Source organism: Mycobacterium colombiense (assembly GCF_001672755.1).
Classification (GTDB): Bacteria; Actinomycetota; Actinomycetes; order Mycobacteriales; family Mycobacteriaceae; genus Mycobacterium; species Mycobacterium colombiense_C.
In genome coordinates this window covers 1-16,836 of sequence record NZ_LZKI01000109.1, presented here as the reverse complement: position 1 = coordinate 16,836, position 16,836 = coordinate 1, and the positions used below count along the sequence as shown (strand labels likewise).

Here is a 16,836-nt window from a genome sequence, read left to right as displayed (position 1 = left end):
TCCACACGCGCATGCTCGGCCCCATCAAGCACATCGATCGACGACAACGATTGCCCCACATCGGCCGCCATCGCCACAAACACCCGCTCTAGCCGTTCGGCGAGATCGACGACATCAAGGTCCGAGAAGAACTGTCCAGAACCGACCGTGCTGAGGAACAGCTGATCGCCGTCTCTGAAAAAGACCAGCCCGAATTCGACGGGGCCGGCATGGGTCAGTGTGCCCGATGCCGGGGCACCAGCGAGATCCCCCATATGTGTAGCAGGAATAAAGTTGACGACGACCCGATTCGAAGCCTGCCCAGAGCCACGCAGACGCGCCTTATAGTCAATGGTGTGCACCGGAAATCGCTGATGCTGCAGCGCTTCCCGCATTCGGGTGTCAACATTTCTGCAAAAATCGTCGATTGCGGACTCCGGTGAAGTCTTCAAGACCAGCGGCACAAACCCGGATACCATCCCGGCCACCAACTGCGTTTCCGGTCGCACACGCCTGCTTACCGGGAAATCAAGCACCACCTCGGGACTCTCGGTGTCGAACGCGCGCACCAAGAGGGCGCACGCCGCGGTGATCACCGACGATCGGCGCACCCCCAAAACGTTTGACAACACTTGGATCCCGGCAACGGCGGAAGGATCCAATTGGATCGTTTCGGGAGCTTCGTCCGGATCATGCCCGTCCGCAGCGGTGGACGCCAACCGACGACGCGGTTCGCTTTCCGGTGGAAGATTCTTGCTCCAGTAAGCCTGATCATCGAGATAATCGGCCGATGCTTCGTATTCCAATTCGCAATCGATCAGATCGCTCAGCGATCCAAAAAAAGCCAGCGGAATCGACTCGCCGGCAGCAATTGCATTGTAAATAGCCGCGACACGATGACAGACGAGCGTGATACCGATGCCGTCGAGGACTATATGGTGGCAGCACGCGAACCAGTAAAATTCATCAGCTTGTGTCTGCAGCAACGCGAATTTGAACAGCGGGCCACCGAGCGACATGGGGGTGCGCTGGATCGATGACGCCAGCCGATAAGCCTCCCGTGCAGGATCCTGTGAGTCCACGAGGTCATAGCGAGCCAGCTCGACGTCCGGGTAGTCGACAAGCTTCTGGAAAACCTGGCCATCCGACTCGAAAAATGCGGCTCTGAGTGGCTCGGCCTCGTGCACCGCTTGGACGATCGACCGCTCGAGCAAATCCGGGTCGACTGGGCCCTCGATTCGCAGGAGCTCGCCCAGCTGCCACTTCGCCCCGAAGCTGCCCGTTTTCTCGGCAAGCCAAATGTCCAACTGCCCTCGTGTCAGCGGAAAGGCCCGGTCATTGCGTTCCATCCGACTACCCCACCTGCTAAGTGCCTCTGATTAGCAGGGCGGCCCGATTCCAGCCTCTCGCCCAGATTTTTCGGCCAGTGAAACCGTCCAGAACGTCCGAGGGGCTGTCATGTGCGGGAGCGTATGGCCTCTCAAGCGACCCCCGTCGGAATTCTCAGTCAAGTCGAGTGGTGGGCGTGCCCGGGTTGAGTAGCCGTCTGCAGAACTGCCGGATCCGGCCGGCTCAATACCGGATGTCCGCCGGGCCGACCCGGGTATTTGGCAAATACCCTGATGGGACTGTCGGCAAGCTCAGCAACTCACGCGCGATGCGGGAAACGGCCAGCCCGGCCTTCTCCTGGTGTGACCTGCGGTGATATTTCGGCTTGCAGCTGAACGCTACCGGACACCGCCGGGTCTCTCTGCGTGGATGAGGTGTTGGGTGCTTGTTAGTTGTGCTAGCGAACACCCTCTCGAACAACCGTCGCGTATCAGCAAAGGAGGACGGGGTAGGCCGGACGAACTTCGCGCACGCAGCGATCGTCCGCTTTACTTGCTGCCACCTCGACCACGCGCACGCTCGCTGCACGCGAACAATCGTCGGCCGTTTGCGTACTGCTACTCGAAATCAACGAAGCCCGCGGCGAGCTGAGAAAAGCAGGACCGACAAAACAAGTGCAGGGCAGTGCGCAATGCTCAATCCGTCGGCGGCAACTGCGAGAGGTCAGCTGGAGCCAACGGCCTCCGGGTCGAACCGAGAGATCTTTGTGGCCGGTGGACTTACCCTTCGGGCATGAAGTCGTCAGCGCGCGCTGCTGTCACCCCTGCGATCCGTGTCGATCGTCTGACCAAAAGGTTCGGTCGTGTGACGGCCATCCAGGATCTGAATATGAGCATCGCGCCGGGTGAGGTGTTCGGGTTTTTGGGTCCCAACGGTGCCGGCAAGTCGACGACGATCCGCCTGCTGCTCGGATTGATTCGCCCGACTGCGGGCAGTGCCAAGATATTTGGGTGTGCCGCGGATGACGTCCACCGGTCTCATCGGCACATCGCGTACGTGCCCGCCGATGTTGCGCTGTGGCCGCGACTGACGGGCGCGGAAACCCTTGAGCTGCTTGGTTCCGTGGGTCCCGGTGTCGACGCGGCATACCGTGCGGAGCTGGTCGATCGCTTCGATCTCGAGCTCGACAAGCCGGCCAGGACCTATTCGACCGGCAACCGACAGAAGGTGGCACTCGTCGCCGCATTCGCGACGCGGGCACCGCTTCTGGTGCTCGATGAACCGACAAGCGGCGTGGATCCTCTGATGGAGAGGGAGTTTCGCGGCTGTGTCGCAGAGGCGCGCGAGCGAGGTCAGACGGTGTTCCTAAGCTCCCACCAGCTGGCCGAGGTGGAGGCCGTATGCGACCGGGTGGCGATCCTGCGTGCCGGGCGCCTCGTCGAAATCGACACCATCGCCGATTTGCGCCGGTTGCGTCGGACGGTGGTGGAGGTGTCCTATCGCGGAGCACAACCTTCCCTGCGGGATGTCGCGGCTGTTTCGAATGTCGAGCAACTGGACGGGGAACGGTTGCGGTTCAACCTGACTGGATCACCGGTGGCCGCGCTTCAAGCGCTCGCCACGGCAGACGTGACCGCGCTCGCGATGCACGAACCGACACTCGAAGAGATCTTTCTCGACTACTACGGAGAAGCCGCACGATGACAACGGCCACGTTGCCTGGTTCACCCGTGGCCGCCGGGCCGCAACGCGAGCCGGGCCGGGCCGTGAGCCGGCTGGCCGTGCGCCAGCTTCGCCGGGGCACCGTGGTGGTCGCCCTGATCTGCGGGGCCATGTCGGCCTTGGTCGCCTTCCAGTATCAGCCGACCGGCGCTTTGCTGGATCAATCAGATCTGCGCGTACTCGCCGAGAATCCCGCGATTCGGATCTTGTCCGGTCCGCCGGTCGCTATCGACAATCCCGGCGGTTTCACCGTATGGCGAACCGGCACAGCCGTTTCGGTGCTCGCGAGCGGATGGATCATGCTCGCCGTCACACGCATCACCCGCGGTGAGGAGGACAGCCGGCGGTGGGATCTGATCCTCGCTGGACGCCTGCGAATTGTCGACGTGGTCGTCCGCTGCCTGACCGCACTGGTGGGGTCCGCGGCGCTGATCGGAGTAGCGGTCGCGGCGGGTCTTCTGGTGGCCCACACCGAACCGACCGGTGCAATCGTTTATGCAATTGGAATCTCCTTTATCGCCGCAACTTTCGCGACAACAGCTCTGCTCGCCGCACAGCTCATGCCGAACCGATCCGGCGCCACGGGCGTTACGGCCGCAGCTTTGGGACTGAGCCTGATGCTGCGCATGATCTCCGACGGCTCGCATCAAAGTGCATGGGCGGCTTGGATGACGCCGTTCGGGCTCGCCGCCCGCTCGGCGCCATACGCCGAAAACCGCATCATCCCGCTGATCGTGTTGGGCACGTTTCCGATAGTGCAGGCCGGTGCTGCCCTCTTCGCGGCAAGCCACCGTGACTTGGGTGACGGGGTGCTGACGGTCCCCGTCAGCCGCTCGCCACGAACTCGCTTGTTGCGGTCCTTCGGTGGGTTCGCGTTTCGGCGGGCCGCCCGGACCACGCTCGGTTGGGCCACGGGCATCGCCGCGTACTTCTTCCTGGTCGGCCTATTGCTTCCCGCGATTCTCAAGTTGTTTCAGACCAACCCGCGCATCGCCAAACTCGCCGCGCCCGCCGGGATGGGCGGCCACGAATTGGTGAATGCCGGAGCCGCGGTTCTGTTCGGCGTCCTGGCCGTACCCACCGGGCTGTACGCCGCACTGCGTCTCGCCGCGATGGTTTCTGATGAGAAGGCCGGTCGATTGACCTTACTTGTCGCCCAACCTATTTCGCGCGCTCGTCTGCTGACCACCGAGATCGTGGTCGCGGTCGGCGGGGTCGTCGTCCTGCATTGCTCGGCTGCGCTCGCCATGTGGGGCGGCGCCAGAATCACCGACGCCCCACTGCAATTGAGCGATTCACTTTCGGGTGCGCTGAATTCCGTTCCCGTGGCATTGCTCGCGGTCGGCGCGGCCGCGGTGGGCGTGGGGTGGCTCCCGTCCGGTGTCGCCGCGATCGGTGCGGTGCCGGTTGTGGGCGGGTTCCTGGTGAACATCATCATCAAGACCACGGACGCCCCCCGCTGGGTCGTCAACCTTTCGCCATGGACGCACCTCGCCGCCGTACCCGACGCACCGCCCAATTGGGCGGCCACCGCAGTTTTCCTGCTCACCGGCACTATCCTGGCGACACTCGGAGTGTATGGATACCTCCACCGCGACTTGGAAACCTGAATGAAGGACGCGCCGAAGAAGGTCAATTCCCCGATCTTGGCGGCGTCCGATCCGAACGAAATAGAATCGCGTTTCAGTTACCCGTTGTTGAGCTGTCGGAGAATTGCTCGGCCGTGGCGGAACGCGCGACCACTTGCATCCCCGAGCCGCCAGTCCATCGATCTTCGGTCGGGCACCCGGTCGCCGGTGGTGGTGTACTCGCTGCCGGGCAGCAGCGCTGCGCATCCGCCGACCATCGCGGACCGTTCACGTGAGCGACGTGGATCGCCAACGTTTGACTAAGGCGCTCGCCGGTTTGCTGGCCTACGATGGCCCGAATGAGCAAACGCTCATCCGAACGGCTTGAGGTTGCGGCCCGCGAGGGAAATCCCGATAGGAGGGGAAGCTCAGATGGGATTGATACCCGGTTTCAACGAAATGAAGGAGTCGGTCGAAGAATCCATCGACCTCCTCAGGCGCGCGATCGCCGCACTGGAAAAGCTTGCGGCAGAGCAGCAACGCGCCAATGACCTGTACGCCGAAGTGAATCAGGTCGGCCGGGCGCAAGCTTCGAACGTGACCAAGCTATCGCGCTGAGCAAGCACAAGTCGCCGGCACACCTGGGACCGCACCGTCCGACGCTGTGAGCCGCGACCGTTCATACAGACACGTGATCCGTTTGTAGGCAATCGGACTCAGCGCGCCTGGCCCTGCGAGGCCAGGAATCCCGCGACACCGCGGACCAGCGCGTCGGCGTATTTCTGCCGGCCCTCGGCCGACTCCATCAGCGCCGAATCAGCGGGGTTCTTCATGTTGCCGCACTCGACCAGGATCGACGGGTACTGCGCCAGGTTCAGGCCGGTCAGGTCCGAGCGGCCGTAAAGGCCGTTCTGGCCGATGTAATTGGCCGGCGGGATCCCCGAGCCCTGCATCTGGTCGCGCATGATCCGCGCGTACTGCACCGACGGGCCCGCCTGCACCTGGTTGAGTGGCGGCGCCGAGTAGTTGACGTGGAATCCTCGGCCGGATGGCGGGCCGCCGTCGGCGTGGATGGACAGGACCGCGTTGGGGTGTAGCGCGTTGGCCGCGTTCGCGCGTTCGTCGACACACGGCCCCAGGCCGTTGTCGTTGGCGCGGGACAGCGCGGTCCGCACTCCCAAGGCGCTCAACTCGGCGCGCACCCGCAGCGCGGTGTCCCAGGTGAAGGTGTGTTCCTGGTAACCGGTGTTGGTCGCCGTTCCGCTGGTCTGGCAGTCCTTGGTGCCGCCGCGACCGGTGGGCACCTGACGGTTGATGGAGCCGTCATTGGAGCCGTTATGACCCGGATCGATGAAAACCACCATGCCGGCGATGTTGGATGGGACCGCCGTCGCGGTCGGCATGATCGCCGTCGAAGCGGCGACGAGCACACCAACCGCCAATTTGATCCCGACACGTCTGCTCAGTCGTAGGTCCACGGCGCAAAGCTAACGCCGCGCGGTCTACGCTGGGGGTTTCGAATCGCCGGAGACTCACGAGCGAAACCAACTCGAGACCAACATGCGAGGGGATTGTCATGCAACCCGGAGGCGATATGTCGGCGCTGCTGGCTCAGGCGCAGCAGATGCAGCAAAAGCTCATGGAGGCCCAGCAACAACTGGCGAACGCTGAGGTGCATGGTCAGGCCGGTGGGGGCTTGGTCAGCGTCGTCGTGAAGGGCAGCGGCGAGGTGGTCGCGGTGAAGATCGATCCGTCCGTCGTCGACCCGTCGGACGTCGAGACGCTGCAGGACCTGATCGTCGGCGCCATGGGCGACGCGTCCAAGCAGGTCACCCGGATGGCCCAGGAGCGGCTGGGGTCGCTGGCCGGCGGCTTCGGCCCGCCGCCGGGACAACCGCCCGCGCCGGCGCAGGGGCTTTAGGCTCCGCGACCGACATGTTCGAAGGACCCGTCCAGGATTTGATCGACGAGCTCGGCAAGCTGCCGGGCATCGGGCCCAAGAGCGCCCAGCGCATCGCCTTCCACCTGTTGTCGGTGGAACCGCCGGATATCGACCGGCTGACCGCGGTGCTGGCGAAGGTCCGCGACGGGGTGCGGTTCTGTGCGGTGTGCGGCAACGTCTCCGACAACGAGCGGTGCCGGATCTGCGCGGATCCCCGCCGGGACGGCTCGCAGGTGTGCGTGGTCGAGGAGCCCAAGGACGTCCAGGCCGTCGAGCGCACCCGCGAATTCCGCGGCCGCTACCACGTGCTGGGCGGTGCGCTCGACCCGTTGTCCGGGGTCGGGCCCGATCAGCTGCGGATCCGCGAGCTGCTGACTCGGATCGGGGAGCGGGTCGACGACGTCGACATCACCGAGGTGATCATCGCCACCGACCCGAACACCGAGGGCGAGGCGACGGCCACCTACCTGGTGCGGATGCTGCGCGACATCCCCGGCCTGACCGTGACGCGCATCGCGTCGGGGCTGCCGATGGGCGGTGACCTGGAGTTCGCCGACGAACTGACGCTCGGTCGCGCCCTGGCCGGCCGACGGGCCATGGTCTGAGCCGCCGGTCGCGAGCTTTCACGCGCCGGTCAGTTCACCGGCCTCGCTGTCGATCGAAGGCCCGGATCCCGGCAGCGGCTTGCCCGCGACTTCCGGCATGAATCGAAGGGCGACCGTCCCCACCAAGCCCGCGAAGATCAGCATGTAGGCCGGCACCATGGCGCTGCCGGTGCCGGATATCAGCGCCTGAGCGATCACCGGAGTGGTTCCGCCGACGGTCGACAGCGCGATGTTGTACGAGATGGCCAGCGCTCCGTTGCGCACCCTGGTCGGGAACAGTGCCGGCAGCGCTTGGGGCGTGGTGCTGTCGAAACACAGTTCCATCAGTCCGACCAGCAGCACACCGATGAAGATCAACGGAAGAATGCCGCCGAAGCGCATCAGCGAGAATGCGGGGACCGACGCCAGAACGAGCAATCCGCAGCCCGTCCACATGATCGGTTTGACGCCGATACGGTCGGACAGCATGGCGACGAACACCACCGCGGCCATCAGGATCGCCAACGTCGCCACGATGATCACCAGACTTGCCGTATTACCAACGTGCACAACCACTTTGAGGTAGGTCGGCAAGTATCCGGTGAGCATGAAGTCGGGCACCTGTGAGGTCACCACAATGGCGGCGCAGACCACCATCGGCCTCCACTGCTCCAGTACCGTGCGCCGAAATTGCTGCCCGCCGCGGTCAGCCGGGGTGTCCGGGTTGCCGCTCACCTGTTTGTAGGCGGGTGACTCCTCGATCCGCAGCCGCAGATAGAGCGCGAGGACACCGACCGGCGCTCCCAGCAACAGCGGAATCCGCCAGCCCCAGGCCAACATGTCGCGGCTTGGCAGCCAGGCCTGTAATGCGGTCACCAGCAACCCGGCGAGCACGAACCCGACCAGGTTTCCCAGCGGCAGGAACCCGACCATCTTGCCGCGTTTGCGGTCCGGGGCCCGCTCAACGAGATAGGTCATCGCGCCGACAAACTCGCCGCCGGTCGACAAGCCTTGAAAGACCCGGGCGAGCAGAAGCAGGATGGGCGCCCAGATGCCGATGGTGGCGTAGCCGGGCAGCAAACCGGTCATGGTGGTCCCGACCGCCATCAGCACGATCGTGATCAACAGAACCCGCTTGCGCCCGACGCGGTCACCGAGCGGGCCGAGGACGAAACCGCCGAGTGGCCGTACTACGTACGCCGCCGCCAGCGTGCTGAAGGTGGCGATGAGATGGACCGCGCTGACGCTGTTACCCGGATAGAACACCTGCGCGATGATCGTCGCGATGTAGCCGTAGACGCCGAAGTCGTACCACTCCATGAAATTGCCGATGGCCGTAGCCAGGGTGTCCCGGCGCATCGCCGAATCGGTGTCTGGAGCGTCGTTGCGGGTGCCGCCATCCCGGTGGCGTCGGATGCTCATCGACAGGTCCTTTACCCGAAACTTTGCTGCGCGGAACTCCTAGCGAGCCGCGAGCCGCTCGCGGCGCAGCAGGTCCACTTCCGGCATCGGCAGCGGCGACAGCTCACCGACCACCGTGCCCAGCAGCAGGTCGGCCAGTTGCGGATTGCGGGCCAGGCACGGGCCGTGCATGTAGGTCGCGATCACGCTGCCCTGCACCACGCCGTCGAAGCCGTCGCCGGATCGGTTGCCCGCGCCCTTGACCACCGCGCCCAGCGGCGCCGCCGCGGGTCCCAGCACGGTACCGCCGCGGTGGTTCTCGAAACCGGTGAGGCGCTCGGTCAGGCCGGCCAGCAGCGGCTTGGTCGCCAGTTCGCCGATGGTGCGCGCCTCCTGCGGTGACGTCGTCGCGTCCAGCATGCCCACGCCGTCGACGCGTTCCCCGGCCGACGTCTCATACCAGTGCCCGAGCACCTGCACGGCCGCGCAGATCGCCAGCACAGGGGCGCCCCGTTCAGCGGCGCGCTGCAGGCCCGGATGTTTGATCAGGTGCCGGGTGGCCAGCCGCTGCGCGTAGTCCTCCGCCCCACCCAGCGTGTACACGTCCAACGACTCGGGCACCGGGTCGGCCAGCGTGATCTCGACGATCTCGGCGGCGATGCCGCGCAGCCGGAGTCGCTGACGCAGCACCAGGGCGTTGCCGCCGTCGCCGTAGGTCCCCATCACGTCGGGCAACACCAGCCCGATCCGCACCACCGAGTCAGCCATGGCGCGCCAACGCTCGTTGCAGCTGCAGGAACGCGGTGTAGTTGGCGACGACCTCCACCCGGCCGGGCGGGCATGACGCGATCGCGGCGACGGTGTCGTGCACCATGGTGTGCTCGACACCCGCGTAGCCCAGCCGCACCGCGAGGTCGGTCCCGCGCTCCCCGGCGGCCACCACTTCGGTCTGCTCGAAGTGCTCGAACCGCACGTCCCACAGCCACGACAGGTCCTCCCCGTCGGGCACCTGGCCGTTGACCGAGATGACCACACCGGCGGCGTGCTTGTCGACCATCGACAGCGCCTCCTGCCAGCCGGCCGGATTCTTGGCCAGCAGGATGCGCACCTCATGCGCACCGACCAGGACGGTCCGATAACGCCCCGCGACCTCGTCCACCGCCGAGACGGCCGCGACCGCCGACGCCGGATCCGCGCCCAGGGCGACCGCGGCCGCGACGGCCTGGGCGGCGTTGCCCCGGTTGACCGCGCCGGGCAGCGCCAGCCGCATCGGCACGGCCAGGCCGTCGGGCCCGTACAGGGCGTCGTCGTCGAACCACCATTGCGGGCTGGGCCGTTTGAAATCCGCGCCCGTGGAATACCAGTGCCCCCGGTCGCGGACGATGATCTCGCCGCTGCGCGGGCAGCTGACCGAGTCGTTCGACCACGAACCGCCCGCGGCCACCCACACCACGTTGGGGCTGTCGTAGGCCGCGGACGTCATCAGCACGTCGTCGCAGTTGGCCACGACGACCGCCGTCGGGTGCCGGGCCAGGCCGGCGCGCAGGGTCCGCTCGATGACGTTGATCTCGCCGACCCGATCCAGCTGGTCGCGCGACAGGTTGAGCAGCACGACGACGCCGGGTTCGACGGCGTCGGAAACGTGCGGGACGTGCATTTCGTCGACTTCCAGGGCCGCCAGCGGGGCATCGCGGTTGCCGGCCAGCGCGGCGACCAGGCCGGCGTCCATGTTGGCGCCCTCGGCATTGGTGGCCACCCCGCCCAGCGTCGCCAGCGCGGCCGCCGTCATCCGGGTGGTGGTGGACTTGCCGTTGGTGCCGGTGACGATGACGGTGCGCCGGCCGGCGGCGAGCTGCCGGAGGACCGAGCGGTCCAGCGTCATCGCGATCAGGCCGCCGATCATCGCCCCGGCCCCGCGCCCGGTCACCCGCGACGCCCAGCGCGCGCTCGCTCCTGCGGCGAGGGCCAGACGGGCGCGGGTGGTAACCACCCGGGAAGTTTAAATGTGTGCCGCGCGGTCTTCGAATTCCCGGGCCGACACGGCTCGCAGCGGCCAAGTGATGTCGGTCGGCCGTGCCATCCTCAGTGCATGAGCGGGGTGCCCTGGGGTCGGCCGGCCAGCGAGCCGGACGCCGGCTGGGCCGTCGTCGATGTCGAAACCTCGGGCTTTCGGCCGGGTCAGGCGCGGATCATCAGCGTCGCCGCGCTGGGCCTGGACGCCGACGGCAACGTCGAACACTCCGTGGTGAGCCTGCTCAACCCCGGCGTGGACCCCGGCCCCACCCACGTGCACGGCCTGACCGCCGCCATGCTGGAAGACCAGCCCCAGTTCGCCGACATCGTCGGCGACGTGGCCGAGGTGCTGCGCGGCCGCACCTTGGTGGCCCACAACGTGGCGTTCGACTACGCGTTTCTGGCCGCCGAGGCCGAACTGGCCGAAACCGAACTGCCCGTCGACAGCGTCATGTGCACCGTCGAGCTGGCCCGGCGGCTGGACCTCGGCGTCGAGAACCTGCGGTTGGAGACGCTCGCCGCGCACTGGGGCGTCACCCAGGAGCGGCCGCACGACGCCTTCGACGACGCGATGGTGCTGACGGGTGTGCTGGCGTCGGCGCTCAAGCTGGCCCGCGCGGGCGACATCTGGCTGCCAATCCACCCGGTGACCCGGCGCCGCTGGCCGAACGGCCGGGTCACCCACGACGAACTGCGACCGCTGAAGGTGCTGGCGTCCCGGATGCCCTGCCCGTATCTCAACCCGGGCCCCTACGTCGGCGGCCGGCCGCTGGTGCAGGGCATGCGGGTGGCCCTGGCCGCCGAGGTCGGCCGCACCCACGAGGAACTCGTGGAGCGCATCCTGCACGCCGGGCTGGCCTACACCGACGTCGTCGACCGGGAGACCTCGCTGGTGGTCTGCAACGATCCCGCCCCCGAGCACGGCAAGGGCTACCTCGCCCGCCAACTGGGCGTGCCGGTGCTCTCCGATGCGCAGTTCATGGACCGCGTCGGCGCCGTCGTCGGCGGCACCAGCATGGACGAATTCGCCGACGCCAGCACGCTGGACCAGCAGCTGGCGCTGTTCTGATCAGTCGCGGGCGGCGCGGTTGACCGCCGACACGACCGCGCGCAGCGACGCGGCGGTGATCGACGGCGCGATGCCGACCCCCCACACCGTGCGGCCGTTCACCGACGCCTCCACGTAGGCCGCGGCCTGCGCGTCGTCGCCGGCGCTCATGGCGTGCTCGGAGTAGTCCAGGACGGCCACGTCGAAACCGATGCTGCCCAGCGCGTGCACGAACGCGGCCAGGGGGCCGTTGCCCTGCCCGCTGATCTCGGTCTCCGTTCCGTGGAGCTTGACGGTCGCGGTGATGCGGGTGACGCCGCTGTCTTCCTCGGAGGCGTCGACACGCTGCTTGATCCGCTCCAGCGGCGACACCGGGGCCAGGTACTCCTCGGAGAAGGCATCCCACATCTCCTTGGGACTGACCTCGCCGCCTTCCCCTTCGCTGATCTTCTGCACCACCTGGGAGAACTCGATCTGCAGCCGTCGCGGCAGGGCCAGGCCGTGATCGGCCTTCATGATGTAGGCCACCCCGCCCTTGCCGGACTGCGAGTTGACCCGGATCACCGCCTCATAGGTGCGCCCGACGTCCTTGGGGTCGATCGGCAGGTACGGCACCTGCCAGAGCATGTCCTCGACGTCGGTGTCGGCGGCGTCCGCGTCGATCTTCATCTGGTCCAGGCCCTTGTTGATGGCGTCCTGGTGGCTGCCGGAGAACGCGGTGTAGACCAGGTCCCCGCCGTAGGGGTGACGCTCGTGCACCGGCAGCTGGTTGCAGTACTCGACCGTGCGGCGGATCTCGTCGATGTTGGAGAAGTCGATCTGCGGGTCCACACCGCGGGAGAACAGGTTCAGCCCCAGCGTCACCAGGCAGACGTTGCCGGTGCGCTCGCCGTTGCCGAACAGGCAGCCCTCGATCCGGTCCGCTCCCGCCTGGTAGCCCAATTCGGCTGCGGCGACGGCGGTTCCGCGGTCGTTGTGCGGATGCAGGCTCAAGATGACCGACTCCCGGTTGGCCAGGTTGCGGCTCATCCACTCGATCGAATCGGCGTAGACGTTGGGCGTGGCCATCTCCACCGTGGCGGGCAGGTTGAAGATGATCGGGTTGTCCGGCGTCGGCGCGATGATCTCGCCGACGGCGTCGCACACCTGCTTGGCGTACTGAAGTTCCGTGCCGGTATAGGACTCCGGCGAATACTCGAACCGCCACCGGGTGCCCGGGTGTTTGGCCGCCTCCTCCACACACTTACGCGCGCCTTCGGTCGCGATGGCTTGCACCGCGGCCCGGTCCGCGCGAAAAACCACGCGGCGCTGCAGGATTGACGTCGAGTTGTAGAAGTGCACGATGGCTTGCGGCGCGCCGTCGCACGCCTCGAAGGTGCGCTCGATCAGTTCGGGCCGGCACTGGGTCAGCACCTGGATGGTGACGTCGTCGGGGATGGCGCCGTCGGTGATGATCTCGCGGACGAAGTCGTAGTCGGTCTGGCTGGCCGACGGGAATCCGACCTCGATTTCCTTGTAGCCCATGCGAACCAGCAGATCGAACATCCGGCGCTTGCGTGTCGGGCTCATGGGGTCGATCAGCGCCTGGTTGCCGTCGCGCAGATCGACCGCACACCACAGCGGCGCATGAGCGATGACGCGGTCGGGCCACGTGCGGTCGGGCAGCCGGATGGGCTCGACCTCTTCGGCGAAGGGCCGGTACCGGTTGACCGGCATCGACGAGCCCCGCTGCGGGTTCCACGCGGGCTGTCCGGGGCCCGGGGGGCCGCCCGGCTGGACGATGGTTCGTGTCGAGTTGAATGCGTCGGGATTGGTAGTCACGGTGATTGCTCCGAAGGTCTCAGAAGGGGGACTTCAGACCGGCGCATCGCGAACACCCGCGACGGGAAGCCGGTCCGGATCAGACCCCGTCGCGGCGTCCGAGGAGGAGCACCCGCTGCACGTCCTGCACTTTACCGCTTTTGGCGCGTTGGCAAAAATATCGCTGGGACCGTAGCGAATGCGCAGGCCGGGGAACCAGGTATCGGGACGTAAATCACCATGCGGTGGCACGTATTCTGTTGTGGACTTATACCCGAATTTGAAGTGCGCAGGGCCGGAGAGGCAGGAAAAACGTGGCGCTCGTCGTGCAGAAGTACGGCGGATCCTCAGTGGCGAACGCCGATCGGATCCGGCGGGTGGCCGAGCGCATCGTCGCTACCAAGAAGCAGGGCAACGACGTAGTAGTCGTCGTCTCCGCGATGGGCGACACCACCGATGACCTGATGGATCTGGCCCAGCAGGTGTGCCCGGCCCCGCCGCCGCGTGAACTCGACATGCTGCTCACCGCGGGTGAGCGCATCTCCAACGCGCTGGTCGCGATGGCGATCGAATCGCTGGGTGCGCAGGCCCGCTCGTTCACCGGATCCCAGGCCGGGGTGATCACCACCGGTACACACGGCAACGCGAAGATCATCGACGTCACGCCGGGACGGCTGCAGACCGCGCTCGACGAGGGACGCATCGTGCTGGTGGCCGGATTCCAGGGCGTCAGCCAGGACACCCGGGACGTGACCACGCTGGGCCGCGGCGGTTCCGACACCACGGCGGTGGCCCTGGCCGCGGCGCTGCGCGCCGACGTCTGCGAGATCTACACCGACGTCGACGGCATCTTCAGCGCCGACCCGAGGATCGTGCACAACGCCCGCAAGCTGGACACGGTCACCTTCGAAGAGATGCTCGAGATGGCGGCTTGCGGCGCCAAGGTTTTGATGCTGCGCTGCGTGGAATATGCACGCCGCTACGGCATTCCGGTGCACGTCCGATCCTCGTATTCGGAGAACCCGGGCACCGTCGTCGTCGGATCGATCAAGGACATAGCCATGGAAGACCCCATCCTGACCGGAGTCGCGCACGACCGCAGCGAGGCCAAGGTGACCGTCGTCGGCATTCCCGACATCCCCGGTTATGCCGCCCGCGTCTTCCGGGCGCTCGCCGACGCCGACGTGAACATCGACATGGTGTTGCAGAACGTCTCCAAGGTCGAGGACGGCAAGACCGACATCACGTTCACCTGCTCGCGCGACAGCGGGCCCACCGCGGTGGCCAAGCTGGACGCGCTCAAGGAGGAGATCGGGTTCAGCCAACTGCTCTACGACGACCATGTCGGCAAGGTGTCGCTGATCGGTGCGGGCATGCGCAGCCACCCCGGGGTCACCGCCACCTTCTGTGAGGCCCTGGCCGAGGTGGGCGTCAACATCGAGCTGATCTCCACCTCCGAGATCCGCATCTCGGTGCTGTGCCGCGACACCGAACTAGATAAGGCCGTCGTGGCGTTGCACGAGGCGTTCGGGCTCGGCGGCGCGGAGTCGGCGACGGTGTATGCGGGGACGGGTAGATAGATGGTTGCCATCGGAGTTGTGGGCGCCACCGGCCAGGTCGGCCAGGTGATGCGCAGGTTGCTCGACGAGCGGGACTTCCCGGCGACGTCGGTGCGATTCTTCGCATCGTCGCGCTCGCAGGGCCGCAAGCTGGAATTCCGCGGCCAGGAGATCGAGGTCGAAGACGCCGCGACGGCCGACCCGAGCGGCCTGGACATCGCGTTGTTCTCCGCCGGAAAGACGATGTCGCTGGTGCAGGCGCCGCGGTTCGCCGCGGCCGGGGTGACGGTGATCGACAATTCGTCGGCCTGGCGCAAGGACCCCGAAGTGCCGTTGGTGGTGTCGGAGGTGAACTTCGACAGGGATGCCGCCAACCGGCCGAAGGGCATCATCGCCAACCCGAACTGCACCACCATGGCCGCGATGCCGGTGCTCCAGGTGCTGCACGAGGAGGCCGGGCTGCAACGCCTGGTGGTGTCCAGTTATCAGGCGGTGTCCGGCAGCGGGATCGCCGGGGTCGAGGAGCTGGCCACGCAGGCGCGCGCGGTCATCGACGGCGCCGAGGGGCTGGTGCAGGACGGCGGCGCGGTGCAGTTCCCGGCACCCAAGACCTACGTGGCGCCGATCGCCTTCAACGTGATTCCGCTGGCCGGCTCCCTGGTGGACGATGACTCGGGGGAGACCGACGAGGACCAGAAGCTGCGCCACGAGAGCCGCAAGATCCTGGGCATCCCCGACCTGGCCGTCAGCGGCACCTGCGTGCGGGTGCCGGTGTTCACCGGGCACTCGCTGTCGATCAACGCCGAGTTCGCCCGGCCGCTGTCGCCCGAGCGGGCCCGCGAGTTGCTCGCCGGGGCGCCCGGCGTCAAGGTGGTCGACGTGCCGACCCCGTTGGCGGCCGCCGGCGTCGACGAATCCCTGGTCGGCCGGATCCGGCACGATCCCGGGGTGCCCGACGGCCGCGGGCTGGCCCTGTTCGTCTCCGGTGACAACCTGCGCAAGGGGGCTGCGCTGAACACCATCCAGATCGCCGAGCTGCTGGCCGCCCAGCTGTGACAAGCGGGTGAGCACCACCCACACTCGCCTGATCGCGCGGTGCTCACTGTTCGCCGCGGTGTGTTTGGTTGCGCCGCAGTGGTTTTCCAGCGCCGCGCACGCCGATCCGGCGGCGCCGGCGCCCGAGCCCGTGCTGCAGCCGCTGGCGCCCGGTCAGGTGTTGCGCATCGGTCCCACCGCGGGAACCGGCACGCCGACCGGGGACTACGGCGTCGGCGCGACCGACCTGTGTGAGTTCGTCGAGTTCCCCGCAGAGTTGCTCCAGGTGTGCGGCGACAGTTTCGCCGGTCAGGGGGTCGGCTTCGGCGGTTGGTACGCGCCGGTCGCGTTGCGCGTCGACACCTCGTCCGTCGACGACCCCGGCGGGGTGCGCTATACCGGGGTCACCGGCATCAGCAATCCGCTGCTGGCCGACCCCGCCCCGGCGGGGGCCTCGCAGCTGCCCGCCGGGGTGGTGCAGATCAACCGGCGCAACTACCTGTTGGTGACGACGACCAAGAACCTCGAGCCGCAGACCTCACGGCTGGTGAGCGCCGAACCGGCGCGCGCGGGCTGGCAGACGATCCCGGGATCCAAGCGGCCCGCGTCGTATCAGGGCGGCTCGCAGACTCAGATCAGCGGCTATTACGACCCGATCCCCACCCCGGACTCGCCCAGCGGGTGGGTGTACATCGTCGCCGACAGTTTCACCCGCAGGGACCCGGTGCTGCTGTACCGGGCCACCCCGCAGACGTTCACCGACCGGTCGCGATGGCAGGGCTGGGCGAGTGGCCCGGGCGGGGGCTGGGGCAAGCCGCCGACGCCGCTGTGGCCGGATGCGGTGGGCGAGATGTGC

15 protein-coding genes are annotated in these 16,836 nt (G+C 67.0%); 9 read left to right on the top strand and 6 right to left on the bottom strand.

The genetic code is table 11. The annotated features are described in order from the left end of the window. Positions 1-1,328 (bottom strand): condensation domain-containing protein (locus A5708_RS15155; protein WP_081292968.1); only part of this gene is annotated, 1,328 nt, incomplete at its 3' end. Between the two features lie 772 nt (positions 1,329-2,100). Between A5708_RS15155 and A5708_RS15150 the strand changes: the two genes are divergently transcribed. From A5708_RS15150 to A5708_RS26860, 3 genes are all read left to right on the top strand, one after another. Further along, positions 2,101-3,012 carry an ABC transporter ATP-binding protein gene (locus A5708_RS15150; protein ID WP_081292967.1) on the top strand — a complete coding sequence of 304 codons (912 nt, stop codon included), beginning with the start codon at positions 2,101-2,103 and terminating at the stop codon, positions 3,010-3,012. Beyond that, entirely contained in the window at positions 3,009-4,640 is a 1,632-nt protein-coding gene (locus tag A5708_RS15145) for an ABC transporter permease (protein ID WP_065029411.1), read from the top strand. The genes A5708_RS15150 and A5708_RS15145 overlap by 4 nt, the downstream gene beginning before the upstream one ends. Before the next feature lie 390 nt (positions 4,641-5,030). Then, a complete protein-coding gene (locus A5708_RS26860; protein ID WP_133058001.1) occupies positions 5,031-5,216 on the top strand; it encodes a hypothetical protein in 186 nt (61 codons plus the stop codon). Positions 5,217-5,314: 98 nt separating this feature from the next. Here A5708_RS26860 and A5708_RS15140 read toward each other — a convergent pair whose 3' ends face one another. Further along, entirely contained in the window at positions 5,315-6,076 is a 762-nt protein-coding gene (locus A5708_RS15140) for an Rv3717 family N-acetylmuramoyl-L-alanine amidase (RefSeq protein WP_196772647.1), read from the bottom strand. Between the two features lie 98 nt (positions 6,077-6,174). Between A5708_RS15140 and A5708_RS15135 the strand changes: the two genes are divergently transcribed. Together A5708_RS15135 and recR are read left to right on the top strand one after the other, a co-directional pair. Beyond that, the gene (locus A5708_RS15135) at positions 6,175-6,519 is read left to right on the top strand and encodes a YbaB/EbfC family nucleoid-associated protein (protein ID WP_007772122.1); all 345 of its coding nucleotides are present in this window, start codon (positions 6,175-6,177) and stop codon (positions 6,517-6,519) included. 14 nt (positions 6,520-6,533) lie between these two features. Continuing rightward, on the top strand, positions 6,534-7,145 hold the full coding sequence (gene recR, locus A5708_RS15130) for a recombination mediator RecR (RefSeq protein WP_064935010.1): 612 nt from the start codon (positions 6,534-6,536) through the stop codon (positions 7,143-7,145). An 18-nt stretch (positions 7,146-7,163) separates the two neighbouring features. Here the strand turns inward: recR and A5708_RS15125 are convergent, their stop codons facing one another. The 3 genes from A5708_RS15125 to A5708_RS15115 form a co-directional block, all read right to left on the bottom strand. Beyond that, positions 7,164-8,483 (bottom strand): MFS transporter, encoded by a 1,320-nt coding sequence (locus A5708_RS15125; protein WP_065029414.1) that lies wholly within the window; start codon positions 8,481-8,483, stop codon positions 7,164-7,166. Positions 8,484-8,585: 102 nt separating this feature from the next. Next, a complete protein-coding gene (locus tag A5708_RS15120; protein ID WP_196772649.1) occupies positions 8,586-9,281 on the bottom strand; it encodes a type 1 glutamine amidotransferase in 696 nt (231 codons plus the stop codon). Positions 9,282-9,285: 4 nt separating this feature from the next. After that, positions 9,286-10,515 carry a Mur ligase family protein gene (locus A5708_RS15115; protein ID WP_065029409.1) on the bottom strand — a complete coding sequence of 410 codons (1,230 nt, stop codon included), beginning with the start codon at positions 10,513-10,515 and terminating at the stop codon, positions 9,286-9,288. A gap of 99 nt (positions 10,516-10,614) precedes the next feature. Here A5708_RS15115 and A5708_RS15110 point away from each other — a divergent pair, with 99 nt between their 5' ends. Further along, entirely contained in the window at positions 10,615-11,607 is a 993-nt protein-coding gene (locus A5708_RS15110; protein ID WP_065029408.1) for a DEDDh family exonuclease, read from the top strand. On the opposite strand, the gene leuA is transcribed toward A5708_RS15110, so the two are convergent. Then, complete coding sequence (gene leuA / locus A5708_RS15105) at positions 11,608-13,407, bottom strand: 2-isopropylmalate synthase (protein ID WP_065029407.1); 1,800 nt, start codon at positions 13,405-13,407, stop codon at positions 11,608-11,610. It abuts the gene before it with no gap. 293 nt (positions 13,408-13,700) lie between these two features. Here leuA and A5708_RS15100 point away from each other — a divergent pair, with 293 nt between their 5' ends. The 3 genes from A5708_RS15100 to A5708_RS15090 all read left to right on the top strand — a co-directional run. Further along, positions 13,701-14,966, top strand: a complete 1,266-nt coding sequence (locus tag A5708_RS15100; RefSeq protein ID WP_065029406.1) for an aspartate kinase — start codon at positions 13,701-13,703, stop codon at positions 14,964-14,966. After that, positions 14,967-16,001, top strand: coding sequence for an aspartate-semialdehyde dehydrogenase (locus A5708_RS15095; protein ID WP_065029405.1), 1,035 nt, complete (start codon positions 14,967-14,969; stop codon positions 15,999-16,001). It abuts the gene before it with no gap. Positions 16,002-16,008: 7 nt separating this feature from the next. After that, on the top strand, positions 16,009-16,836 hold an 828-nt coding region (locus A5708_RS15090; RefSeq protein ID WP_065029413.1), incomplete at its 3' end, for a DUF4185 domain-containing protein.

Bases quoted from the DNA above. Each gene is read 5' to 3' on its own strand.
- A5708_RS15150 (WP_081292967.1), top strand. From the start codon at position 2,101: ATGAAGTCGTCAGCGCGCGCTGCTGTCACCCCTGCGATCCGTGTCGAT.
- A5708_RS15145 (WP_065029411.1), top strand. From the start codon at position 3,009: ATGACAACGGCCACGTTGCCTGGTTCACCCGTGGCCGCCGGGCCGCAA.
- A5708_RS26860 (WP_133058001.1), top strand. From the start codon at position 5,031: ATGGGATTGATACCCGGTTTCAACGAAATGAAGGAGTCGGTCGAAGAA.
- A5708_RS15135 (WP_007772122.1), top strand. From the start codon at position 6,175: ATGCAACCCGGAGGCGATATGTCGGCGCTGCTGGCTCAGGCGCAGCAG.
- recR (WP_064935010.1), top strand. From the start codon at position 6,534: ATGTTCGAAGGACCCGTCCAGGATTTGATCGACGAGCTCGGCAAGCTG.
- A5708_RS15125 (WP_065029414.1), bottom strand. From the start codon at position 8,483: ATGCGCCGGGACACCCTGGCTACGGCCATCGGCAATTTCATGGAGTGG.
- A5708_RS15110 (WP_065029408.1), top strand. From the start codon at position 10,615: ATGAGCGGGGTGCCCTGGGGTCGGCCGGCCAGCGAGCCGGACGCCGGC.
- A5708_RS15095 (WP_065029405.1), top strand. From the start codon at position 14,967: ATGGTTGCCATCGGAGTTGTGGGCGCCACCGGCCAGGTCGGCCAGGTG.